The following is a 10,830-nucleotide window of genomic DNA, read 5'->3' as shown; positions in this document are numbered from 1 at the left end:
ACTATTTACTCTAAACTGCAATACGGAGGCACGACCCTTTTTTTATATCTACGCAACAAGGTCTTGCAGGAATGACGGAAAGCAACAACCGCCAATCGAAAAAGCATACTATAGAACAAACTTAGCTAAGTCAAGATTAGTTATTATTTTTGATAATTGATTTTCTACGAATTTATCATCGATAGTTATTTTTTTGCCTTTCATTTCGCTAGCTTCAAAGCTTATATCCTCAAGCAAATTCTCAAGTATAGTATGCAGCCTTCTAGCCCCTATATCTTCGACTTCTAAATTAACGGTGATCGCATAATCCGCTATCTTCTCAATAGCAGAAGCAGCAAATTCAAGATGCACGTCTTCAGTACCTATTAACGCCGAATATTGCTTTATTAAACTAGTTTCAGGTTCAAGTAATATTTTAATCATATCATCTTTGGTGAGTGAATTTAATTCCACTCTAATCGGTAATCTTCCTTGTAACTCCGGTAATAAATCAGAAGGTTTAGCAATATGGAAAGCACCTGAAGCAATAAATAATATATGATCGGTTTTAACAGGGCCATATTTAGTATTAACCGTTGTTCCTTCTATCAAAGGTAGCAAATCTCTTTGCACTCCCTCTCTACTTATTTCAGCATTTTTTGCTCCGGAACTACCGGTCGAAGCTATTTTATCAATTTCATCAATAAAAACTATCCCATCATTTTCAGCTAAATTTATAGCTTGCTGAATAATTTTTTCTTGGTCTATTAATTTTTCTGATTCCTCAGGTATAATAATAGCTATAGCATCTTTAACTAGCATTTTTTTTGTTTTAGTCTTACTGCTACCAAGGACTCGTCCAATCATATCGCCAAGGTTAAGAACGCCCATAGATGCTCCAGGCATGCCTGGTATTTCAAAACTTCCACCACCGACAGGTGTAGTATCAGCTACGCTAATTTCGATCTCCGTATCATCGAGTTCGCCGTTTAAAATTTTTTCTTTGAACTTTTCTCTAGTCTCACTACTAGAAGTTTTACCTACTAAACTATCTAATATTCTCTCTATCGCTTTTTCACGTGCATTAATATCTACTTGCGTTTTTGCTAAAGTTTTTTCAGTATTAACGGCTATTTCGACTAAATCACGAATTATTGATTCTACATCACGCCCTACATATCCGACTTCGGTAAATTTAGTTGCTTCAATTTTATAGAAAGGAGAATTAGTCAACTTTGCAAGGCGTCTTGCTATTTCCGTTTTCCCGACACCGGTTGAACCGATCATTAAAATATTTTTCGGTACTATTTCGTTACGTAAATTACCTTCTACTCTTTTACGACGACAGCGGTTTCTAAGTGCAATAGCAACAGCTTTTTTGGCCTTTTCTTGACCTACGATAAATCTATTAAGTTCATTAACTATTTGAGAAGGGGTAAGCCCCATAGGGTCTTTTTTATAAGTAGTTTTAGTAGCTTTCATACAACTTTTTCCATTATAATATTATGATTAGAAAATACACACAAATCTGCAGCTATATTCATAGATTTTAAAGCAATTTCTTCAGCAGTTAAATTGTTCTCGTAAGACATTAAAGCACGAGCGGCAGATAGTGCAAATAAACCACCTGAACCTATTGCCGCAACATTATTTTCAGGCTCTACGACATCACCGTTGCCGGTTAAAATTAATATATGACTACGATCAGCAACAATCATCATTGCTTCCAAACGTCTCAAATATTTATCGTTACGCCAATCTTTTGCAAGCTCAACTGCACTTCTAAGTAGATTATGCTTATGTTGCTCTATCTTTACTTCAAGTTTTTCAAATAACGCAAGACCATCAGCCGTAGAACCCGCAAAACCGGCAATAATTTTATTATTTGCTATAGTCCGAAGTTTTCGTGCTATAGATTTTAGTATGGTATTACCATGCGAGACTTGTCCATCTGCTGCTATAATTATTTCTTCGTTCTTTTTTAAACAAAGTATTGTTGTGCCGTGTAAGGCTAAATTATCTGACATAATATAAAATTTATTGATATTAAGTTGTTAATTAGGTACTATATAGTATTGAATTACTCCTCAATAAAATAAAGAGTTATTCGACGCAACTTCAAAAAGAGCTAGGAGTTCAAAGTCCTCGGAACGGAAGCCGTTACTTAATATAGTTCGTACCGCAGCTCTTGTAGAACATTGTCACCAATTTTTGAAGTTCTATCTTAGTATATACTCAAATGATTTCAAGAATTGAATTTGTTATCAAATGGTGAACGCACGCAGCTTATACTTAATAAGTGAGTACGTGAATCCATGAAGATAACAAAGAGCAATCCTTGAAATCAGCAGAGTATACTTGACTAATCAGGTTTAATTAATTATTGTCCCTTGAATTTTCAAGGCTTAAACTTAAATAATGAATATATACGCAATATACATTAACTCCACACAAAAAAATAATAATTTTATTGTTATTGAAGAAGGCTTTTCATGGACAGCTGCTCTTTTAAGTGTATTTTGGGCATTATACCATAAAATGTGGTTAGTTATTGCTATTGTCGTAATAGCGAATATAATCGTTACGGCGATTAATATCGAAGAGTTAAAGTTTATATTTAAGATAGTCTTAATATTAGGCTTTGGCTTTTTTGCTTCAGATATTAGAGAAAATTATTTAAAAAGGAATAATTACCGACTAGAAGATATAATAATTGCCAACTCTAGCATTGAAGCTGAATTGAAATTTTTAGCACGTAGTATGCTTGTTTAATTTATGTCATTGCGAGAAGAATTACGCAGTAATCAGGGTGAAGCAATCCCAGGATATTTGAACGAGATTGCCGCGTCGCCTACGGCTCCTCGCAATGGCGATTTTCGCTTCAATAAAGCCTTTAACAGGAATAAAATGATGTATAACAAAGAAAATGTTTTTGCAAAAATTATAGATAAAAATCTTCCGGCAAAAATAATGTATGAAGACGAACAAATTTTAGCATTCAAAGATATAGCACCCGTAGCACCTGTACATATTATCGTTATACCTAAAAACGAATATATAGATTATGCGGATTTTATCTCTAAAGCTCAAATAGACGAAATAAAACATTTTTTTGCTAAAATTTCCGATATAGCGAATGAAGCAGGGCTAGACAAAGATGGTTATCGTTTAATAACTAATAAAGGTGAAAAATCGGGACAAACTATTTTTCATTTTCACTTCCATATTATCGGAGGCGAAAAACTCATCGGATTAATAAATAAATGACTAAAAAATACAATATTGCAGTAATCGGAGCTACAGGAAATGTAGGGAGTGAAACTCTAAATATTCTAGCTGAGCGTAATTTTCCCGTTAATAAAATTTATGCTATAGCTTCAGATAACTCTATCGGACGAGAAATAAGTTATGGGGAAAAAATACTGAAAATCAGTAGTTTAACTAATTTAAATTTTGATGATATCGATATTGCTTTTTTTTGTGCCGGTTCAGAAGTTTCAAAAGAATTTGTACCTAAAGCTACTGCTAGTAGTTGTGTAGTTATCGACAAATCCTCACTTTTTAGAGTTGACAATCAAGTACCGTTAATTGTACCTGAGGTTAATTTATCAACACTTACAGAGTTTAATACTAAAAATATCATAGCTAACCCTAACTGTATAGTAATTCCGCTTGCAGTAGCATTAAAACCGCTAGATAATGAAATAAAGATTAAAAGAGTAGTGATATCTACTTATCAATCAGTATCAGGAGCAGGTAAAGCAGGAATGGACGAACTCTACGACCAAACAAAATCTAAATATGTTTTTGGAGAGAATAATCCTAAGAAATTTCCAAAACAGATTGCATTTAATCTTTTTCCTCATATAGGTGATTTAAATCAAGATGGCTATACAAGTGAAGAAGCAAAAATTGCTTTCGAACTAAACAAAATTATGGGCAATCACTTTAAAGCTAGTGTTACTTCGGTGCGAGTACCGGTATTTATCGGTCATTCTATATCGGTTAACATAGAATTTAACGACAAAATGGATGCTAACATTGCTGAGGAAATATTGCAAGACGTAGATGGAATTGTTACAATTTCTAATAATAATGACCTTGCTTATTTCTCGCCCGTTGAAGTGGTAGGCGAAGATGCCGTATATGTCTCCCGCATTAGAAATGACGTAAGTAAACCTAATACGATAAATCTATGGATCACATGTGATAATTTACGTAAAGGAGCAGCTTTAAATAGCGTCCAAATTGCTGAAGAACTAATTAATAATTATTTATAATATAACTAATATGGATAATAACAATAATAATCTAAATAAAAAAAACCCGCTAGTAATAGCATTAGGCGAATGTAGAACAGCTTTTTGGATAGTCTTTTGGTTTGCTTTTGTAATCAACTTACTAATGTTAATTACTCCTCTTTACTCACTACAAGTTCTTGATAGAGTCCTTGGAAGCGGTAATCTACAAACATTATTATTTTTATCAATAATAATCGCATATATCTATTTTGTTTACGGATTATTACAAATTGCTCGTTCTTTTACACTTATAAAGGTAGGAGAATGGCTTGATAGAACAGTAGCTCCCGTAATTTTTGCTTCTTCAATTTCTGCAGCCGTAACACGAGCAAATATGGGTTCTAGCCAATTATTACGTGATTTTCAAGCTGTCAAAACATTCCTAACAAGTACCGGAATTAATACTTTATTCGATGCCCCTTGGAGCCTTATCTATATCGCCGTTATTTTCTCAATTCATCCATATATCGGTCTTATTACCGTTTTTGGTGCAGTTATCATAGTTTCAACCGCTTTCTTTAACGCTGCCGCTACTAATAAAACGCTCGGTGAAGCTACCGAATTTTCGATAAAAGGTATGACACAAGCCGATATTGCAAACAGAAATGCAGAAGCAATTGAGGCAATGGGAATGATGAAAAATGTTACAAAAAATTGGCATAAATTTAACATATTAGCACTTGATAAACAATCAGTTGCTAGCTATCGTAACGGTGTTATTTCTAACTTTTCAAGGTTTATCCGTAACATAATGCAAATGGCTGTTACCGGAGTCGGTGCTTACATTGTTGTAAAATCTCACAGTGCAGATATGACGCCCGGTAATATGATTATGAGCTCTATCATAGTCGGTAGAGCTCTTGCTCCTTTCGATAATGCTATTGATTTATGGAAAAGTATGAGCGGTGCTATTAAATCATACAAAAACATTAATAATTTATTTAACACTTATTCTTCTAGAGATGAAGCGATGCCAATTCCGAACGTTGATGGTCATCTTACTGTTGAAAATATTTATTATGCTCATCCTATACCGAAACATTTACCACAACCTCCCGTACCGAAATATATCTTAAAAGGCGTTAGTTTTACAGTACAGCCGGGCGAAGTTTTAGCAATTATCGGTCCTTCGGCTACAGGAAAATCAACTTTAGCTAAAATCATAGTCGGAGCATGGAAAGAATCATCAGGTTCAGTACGTTTAGATGAAGCAGAAGTTTACCGTTGGAATAGAGACGATTTCGGTAGACATGTTGGCTATCTTCCCCAAGGAATAGAACTTTTTAGCGGTAGTATTAAACAAAATATAGCTAGAATGGAAGAAGATGCCGATCCGCAAAAAGTTATTGAAGCAGCTAAAATAGCCGGAGCTCATGAAATGATATTAAGATTCCCTGACGGTTATGATTCTGATATCGGTCCTGCAGGCTCTAATCTATCAGGTGGTCAAAGACAACGTATCGGGCTTGCTAGAGCTTTTTACGGCAATCCAAAACTTATCATTTTAGATGAGCCTAATGCTAATTTAGATGAGGCAGGTGAAGTTGCCCTTGCAGGTGCCTTAAAACAAGCAAAGCTTAAAGGGATAGCAGTCGTTGTAATTTCACATAGACCTTCCGTATTATCCGTTGTTGATAAAATTCTAATATTACAGGATGGAGCCGTTGCAGTTTACGGAACGGAAGAAGAGATTCAAAAACACTTTAAAACTTTAAAAAGCGGCACAATTCATATTAATAATTAATGGTATTACCGCATGGCTTCCAAATCGTCATTGCGAGGAGCGAAGCGACGCGACAATCCAGAAAAAATAATTAAAAAAAATCTGATTTACAGATTTTTTTACTGGATTGCTTCGTCGAATTACTTCGTAATTCTTCTCGCAATGACGAAAAACACCAATAATTAATGATTAAATATTATGCAGGACTTAAAACACAATAAACCTCAAATTACTCCGGAGCAATTGAAACAATTATTGTCCTTACGCGAAGATTCATTAAACCTTAAAGGTCAAAGTTCTAAGCGTAAAGCTTTAATAAATACTACATTAAAGATAACCTCTCACGTTATAGAGTTCTTATTAGTAAAGCTTGACAGGTTTGTTAATTTTACTACCAAAAAAACAGATAAAGATCGTAATAACGTAGCCCAAGCTGCAAGGTCACCTATACTTTTCGGTATTTATGTTATTATCTTTTTAGTATTAATAGGCGGATTATGGGCAGCGCTTGCCCCTCTTGATAGCGGTGCTGTAGCTGTCGGTATCGTAATGCCAAGCACAAATAAAAAAACGGTTCAACATAATGAAGGTGGAATAATCAATGCTATTTACGTTAAGCAAGGTGACAAAGTCAAAGAAGGCGATAAGTTAATAGAGCTTGAAGCAACTAGAATAAAAAGCGAATATGAAAATATTCTTGGTCAGTACCGTAATTTTTTAGCAACTGAAAATCGTTTAATTGCCGAACGTGATAATTTAGAACAAATCGAATTCTCTGATTTTCTAATGCAGGATATAAATTTACCGGAAGTAGCTAAAATAATTCATACACAGGAAAATTTATTTAGATCTAGAAAAGAAGTATATAACTCAGAGAAAGATGCATTAAATCAAAATATTGCTCAACTTGAGAAAAAAATTGAAGGTTTAGAAGCAAAAAAAGTTGCCGCTTCAAAAACTGCTGAAGTTTATCAAGACCGTTTAAAAGCTGTAAGAACGTTAAAAGAAAAAGGCTTTGTACAAAAAGCAGCTTTATTAGACCAAGAAGCAAAAGTTGCCGCTTCAAAAAGCGATGTTGCAACAACTGAAGCCGAAATAGCAGGGATACGCCATGCTATTACCGAAACTCAAATTAAAATTATAAATCAACAAAATAAATATACTGAGCGGACTTTAACAGAGCTTCGTGAAGCTCAAGTACAAACAGCCTCTCTTAAAGAAAAATATAATTCCCTGACGGATTCACTTAATCGTGTGATAATAAGATCACCTGTTGACGGTATAATTAATAATTTAAAATATCATACAATAGGTGGTGTTATAAGTCACGGACAACCTATTATGGAAATTTCACCAATTAATGATCCATTAATAATAGAAGCAAAGGTATCTCAAAAAAACATTGACTCAGTACATGAGGGGCTAGTTGCAAAAATACGTTTCAGTGCATTTAAATCAAGAACGACCCCAACATTTACCGGTAAAGTAGTAAGCATATCACCCGATATCGTACAAGATGAAAGACAGCATCCGGGACAACAACAAGATAATTATTATGTTGCAAGAGTTGAAATTGATATGGATGAATTTAACAAAGTTGCTAAAGTTAAAAATCTTGAGCTACATCCAGGTATGCAAGCTGAGGTACAAATCGTAACCGGTACTAGAACACTACTTAGATATTTACTTGATCCCGTTACTGATACTGCATTTAAAGCTTTCAGAGAAAAATAGATAATTTGAAGATTTTAGGCTAGATAACTTTGCAGAACCTAAATATTTTGTAATAATATTTATTAAAAATTCTTAATCTTTTATTGACTTTTAACCAAAAAAGTATAGCTTATTTCGAAATCTAATTATATATAAAGGTTATGTTAGGCTACGAAAAAGAACAAAAAAGTTTAAATAAAGAACAAAAACAAGCTGTCGGATTACTTTCTATAGGTACATTTCTAGAGTATTTTGACCTTATGCTTTATGTGCATATGGCGGTGCTTTTAAATAATTTATTTTTTCCGGAATATGATCCTTTCACTTTTTCGCTGCTTACTGCCTTTTCTTTCTGCTCTACCTACTTGTTGAGACCTATAGGAGCATTAATATTCGGATATATAGGAGATCATTTTGGACGTAAGATTGTAGTTGTTTTAACTACTCTATTAATGGCTATTACTTGTGTGATTATAGGCAGTATGCCAACATATGCACAGATAGGTATAACAGCCTCTTGGGTTCTTACTATATGTCGTATAATTCAAGGTATGTCGGCAACTGCAGAAGCACGAGGTGCAGAGCTGTATTTAACCGAAAATTCATCTCCTCCTATACAATATCCGTTAGTAGCAATTATAACTGTATTTTCTGCCGTAGGCACGACGGTAGCACTAGGTATTGCATCAATTTTTACTAATCAAAATATTTATCAACATGAATCAAGTTGGCGTATAGCTTTTTTTGTTGGCGCAACTATTGCTTTTGTAGGTACTATTGCGAGGACTAGTTTAAAAGAAGCAGAGGCATTTTCAAATAAAAAAAATAAATTAAAACTAAGACTTCAAGAAAATAATATTACGCTTGAAGAAATTGACAAAGATATTCTAGATCAAAAAGTTCCAAACGCCACTTCTATTTGGTATTTCTTTATCCAATGTGCGAGACCTCCGTGTTTTTATTTCGTGTATATATATTGTGCTGATATATTAAAAAGAGAATGCGGTTTTACTCCGAATCAAATTATAAATCAAAATTTTTGGGTATCTATAATAGATTTACTCGGTATTATCGGTCTTGCATTTATTAGCTATAAAATCCATCCTTTAAAAATCTTAAAGGTAAAATTATATCTATTTTTTACCTCTCTCATTTTTTTTCCTATAATGCTAAATTATAACCCTACTCCTTTATATATTTTTATTTTTCAATGTTTAGCTGCATTATTCGTATTTGATCACGTACCGGCAGCTCCTATATTTTATAAATATTTTCCGGTTTTTAAGAGATTTACATATACTAGTATGCTAAGTGCAATAGCAAAATTATTTACGTATATTATAACGTCATTTGGTTTAGTTTATATTACCAATTATCTAGGATATTGGGGATTATTTTTAATTTTCATTCCGGTAGGTATAACTTTCTTTATGGGAGTAACTTATTTTGAGAGAATGGAAAAGAATCGAAATTTATAATTTTATTAAAAGTAGAATTTATATTAAACTTTAAATTATTTTTATAACATTCAGCATATATAAGCTCTGAAACTGAAGGTATTTCAAGTATTTCGCTTAACACTAAAAAGCTTTTTAATGTCTCTTTAATTATTTTATGAGCTTTTTCAGGCGATTTTGCTTCTAAAGTTTGTAAATTATGTATTCTATCAAAAAGTTTTATAAGAGCAGTATCGTATCTTTTTTGTTTAATTAATAAAATAAGACTTTTCGCACTACTTATTTTTCCACAAGGTTTAATTCTAGTTAGACCTTCTACATGCCTTGCTACCTCTTCATCAAAAATGTTACTAATCATTTCTTCAGTAAGTTCAGTATCTTCAATAGTGTCATGAAGTAATGCGGCTTGTAGCATTCTAAAAGTAAAGAGTTTAGGTGCTTCTTTTGCTACAAATTCTGCTACCATAATTGTTACTGCGATTGGATGAGAATAATAAGGATCACCCGATTGACGCATTTGCTCACCATGATATTTACGAGCATAATAAATACCTTTTTTAACTTCCCTAATATCAACAGGTTGTTTTACTTGGGTATTTAAAAATAAAAGCCTTTCGATTAATTTATGTGAATATTTACAGCTTTCAAAATTTTTTTCCCAATATTCTATATCTTGCATAAAATCTCCCAATTACATATATATTATTTTATTGGTTTTTCTTATGAGTATTTTTTATATTTTCTTTTTAAAATCCAATATTTAATAATTTTTCTATTTTTAATGCTAAAAAATAACTATATATTAAAAATAGTTTTTTACAAAGGTTTATACGTCATCCTTAACTATCATCTATATTTTTCTTATTACAACAATCTTGATATCTTTATTTTGTCGTGATAAAAGACCTGCATATTTAGGTATAGGCATTACAATTTTAGCCGCTTTATATCAAGGCGTAATAAATATTATAAGAGTTGGGGCTTTATCTATTTTTGCTGCTATTACTTATACCTATTTTAATTTACAGCTAAATAAAGTACTAAAAACCTTATTATTTATATTAATCTCCCTTTGTTTTACTTTATTTGCTTTTCATAAAGTGTCAGGATTTTTTAATATACTTGCTATTAATAAAGTACAGTTATCGGAATTATCCATACCGTTTTCTATGTATCTAAATTTTGATAAGGTAATGCCGGCTTTAATAATTTTCTCTATCAGTAATTTATATATTTTAGAAAAACAAGCGAGTAGCGGCACTGTAAAATACACATTACTACCTTTATTACTGTGTATAACAATAATGATAGCCCTGTCTTTGATAAGCGGTTACGTCTTATTTGAGCCTAAAATCCCAAGTATATTACCGATATGGGCAATTAATAATTTCTTTTTCGTATGTATAGCTGAGGAAACATTCTGTCGAGGATTTTTACAAAGAATATTACAAAATCTTTTACCGAACCAGCAAATTTTAGCTGTTATTATAGCATCTTTAATGTTTGGGGTCGCACATTTTCAAGGCGGGCTAATATATAGCCTTAAGTACTATATGCGGTTTTTTCTATGGTTATACATATTACAAGACCAATAAAATATTATGCTCTATGATATGTAGAAGTCAAGATTTAATCTTACAGACATTATAAAAATTAT

The 10,830-nt window shown here is 32.6% G+C and carries 10 protein-coding genes; 7 read left to right on the top strand and 3 right to left on the bottom strand.

Annotated features, from left to right (window positions below; genetic code table 11):
- Window positions 1–108 precede the first annotated feature (108 nt).
- Together hslU and hslV are read right to left on the bottom strand one after the other, a co-directional pair.
- Window positions 109–1,461, bottom strand: a complete 1,353-nt coding sequence (gene hslU / locus KYQ89_RS03445; RefSeq protein ID WP_218460417.1) for an ATP-dependent protease ATPase subunit HslU — start codon at window positions 1,459–1,461, stop codon at window positions 109–111.
- Window positions 1,458–2,006, bottom strand: coding sequence for an ATP-dependent protease subunit HslV (hslV, locus tag KYQ89_RS03440; RefSeq protein WP_218460416.1), 549 nt, complete (start codon window positions 2,004–2,006; stop codon window positions 1,458–1,460). Before hslV ends, hslU begins: the two co-directional genes overlap by 4 nt.
- A gap of 391 nt (window positions 2,007–2,397) precedes the next feature.
- On the opposite strand from hslV, the gene KYQ89_RS03435 reads away from it, so the two are divergent.
- From KYQ89_RS03435 to KYQ89_RS03410, 6 genes are all read left to right on the top strand, one after another.
- The gene (locus KYQ89_RS03435; RefSeq protein ID WP_218460415.1) at window positions 2,398–2,751 is read left to right on the top strand and encodes a DUF2628 domain-containing protein; all 354 of its coding nucleotides are present in this window, start codon (window positions 2,398–2,400) and stop codon (window positions 2,749–2,751) included.
- A 138-nt stretch (window positions 2,752–2,889) separates the two neighbouring features.
- Complete coding sequence (locus KYQ89_RS03430; RefSeq protein WP_218460419.1) at window positions 2,890–3,246, top strand: HIT domain-containing protein; 357 nt, start codon at window positions 2,890–2,892, stop codon at window positions 3,244–3,246.
- Window positions 3,243–4,259 (top strand): aspartate-semialdehyde dehydrogenase, encoded by a 1,017-nt coding sequence (gene asd, locus KYQ89_RS03425; protein ID WP_218460414.1) that lies wholly within the window; start codon window positions 3,243–3,245, stop codon window positions 4,257–4,259. The genes KYQ89_RS03430 and asd overlap by 4 nt, the downstream gene beginning before the upstream one ends.
- 10 nt (window positions 4,260–4,269) lie before the next feature.
- Window positions 4,270–6,024: a type I secretion system permease/ATPase gene (locus tag KYQ89_RS03420; protein ID WP_218460413.1), complete on the top strand. Its 1,755-nt coding sequence runs from the start codon at window positions 4,270–4,272 to the stop codon at window positions 6,022–6,024.
- Window positions 6,025–6,201: 177 nt separating this feature from the next.
- Window positions 6,202–7,737: an HlyD family type I secretion periplasmic adaptor subunit gene (locus KYQ89_RS03415; protein WP_218460412.1), complete on the top strand. Its 1,536-nt coding sequence runs from the start codon at window positions 6,202–6,204 to the stop codon at window positions 7,735–7,737.
- Window positions 7,738–7,877: 140 nt separating this feature from the next.
- Complete coding sequence (locus tag KYQ89_RS03410) at window positions 7,878–9,194, top strand: MFS transporter (protein WP_218460411.1); 1,317 nt, start codon at window positions 7,878–7,880, stop codon at window positions 9,192–9,194.
- Here KYQ89_RS03410 and KYQ89_RS03405 read toward each other — a convergent pair.
- A complete protein-coding gene (locus KYQ89_RS03405) occupies window positions 9,145–9,852 on the bottom strand; it encodes an HD domain-containing protein (protein ID WP_218460410.1) in 708 nt (235 codons plus the stop codon). The genes KYQ89_RS03410 and KYQ89_RS03405 overlap by 50 nt on opposite strands.
- A gap of 196 nt (window positions 9,853–10,048) precedes the next feature.
- Between KYQ89_RS03405 and KYQ89_RS03400 the strand changes: the two genes are divergently transcribed.
- Entirely contained in the window at window positions 10,049–10,768 is a 720-nt protein-coding gene (locus tag KYQ89_RS03400; protein ID WP_256621229.1) for a CPBP family intramembrane glutamic endopeptidase, read from the top strand.
- Window positions 10,769–10,830: the final 62 nt, after the last annotated feature.

Source organism: Rickettsia sp. TH2014, assembly GCF_019249195.1.
In the GTDB taxonomy this organism is placed as follows: Bacteria; Pseudomonadota; Alphaproteobacteria; order Rickettsiales; family Rickettsiaceae; genus Rickettsia; species Rickettsia felis.
The sequence above is the reverse complement of the archived record's forward strand: the minus strand, read 5'-3'. Positions and strand labels throughout refer to the sequence as shown.

Bases quoted from the DNA above. Each gene is read 5' to 3' on its own strand.
- hslU (WP_218460417.1), bottom strand. From the start codon at position 1,461: ATGAAAGCTACTAAAACTACTTATAAAAAAGACCCTATGGGGCTTACC.
- hslV (WP_218460416.1), bottom strand. From the start codon at position 2,006: ATGTCAGATAATTTAGCCTTACACGGCACAACAATACTTTGTTTAAAA.
- KYQ89_RS03435 (WP_218460415.1), top strand. From the start codon at position 2,398: ATGAATATATACGCAATATACATTAACTCCACACAAAAAAATAATAAT.
- KYQ89_RS03430 (WP_218460419.1), top strand. From the start codon at position 2,890: ATGTATAACAAAGAAAATGTTTTTGCAAAAATTATAGATAAAAATCTT.
- asd (WP_218460414.1), top strand. From the start codon at position 3,243: ATGACTAAAAAATACAATATTGCAGTAATCGGAGCTACAGGAAATGTA.
- KYQ89_RS03420 (WP_218460413.1), top strand. From the start codon at position 4,270: ATGGATAATAACAATAATAATCTAAATAAAAAAAACCCGCTAGTAATA.
- KYQ89_RS03415 (WP_218460412.1), top strand. From the start codon at position 6,202: ATGCAGGACTTAAAACACAATAAACCTCAAATTACTCCGGAGCAATTG.
- KYQ89_RS03410 (WP_218460411.1), top strand. From the start codon at position 7,878: ATGTTAGGCTACGAAAAAGAACAAAAAAGTTTAAATAAAGAACAAAAA.
- KYQ89_RS03405 (WP_218460410.1), bottom strand. From the start codon at position 9,852: ATGCAAGATATAGAATATTGGGAAAAAAATTTTGAAAGCTGTAAATAT.